The sequence below is a fragment of the Acidovorax sp. SRB_24 genome (genome assembly GCF_012931925.1).
On record NZ_MWOM01000310.1, the window covers coordinates 1 to 311 of the forward strand.

Annotated in this window: 1 protein-coding gene and 1 pseudogene; both read right to left on the minus strand. The window is 68.8% G+C overall.

What is annotated here, in order from left to right:
- The coding region (locus B2J89_RS22075) for a zinc ribbon domain-containing protein (protein WP_169170888.1) at positions 1-98 on the minus strand (98 nt) is incomplete at its 3' end.
- Positions 99-177: 79 nt separating this feature from the next.
- A pseudogene (locus tag B2J89_RS23030) lies at positions 178-311 on the minus strand (FAA hydrolase family protein); the annotation flags it as partial.

Sequence of the window (311 nt, forward strand, 5' to 3'; positions counted from 1 at the left end):
CACACGGCACGCTGGCGGGTGTCGCCGTCATCGGGGACGCGGTACACCACCGCGGTGCCGCAGCTGCGGCAGTGCTTGATCGGGCTGCGAAAGGTCATGCGCTGGATTTTGAATGGAATCGGGCCCCAGCGCTTGCAGGACAAGCGTTGGCAGCTATCAAAAGTGATGCGGCTGGCGTTACACGACGGTCAAGCGCAGCGGTTCCAGGCCGTCCACGCCGCCGTCGAGCCGGTCGCCGCGCACCACGCCGGCCACGCCTTCGGGCGTGCCGGTGTAGATCAGGTCGCCGGGCTGCAGCTCCCAGGCGGCCG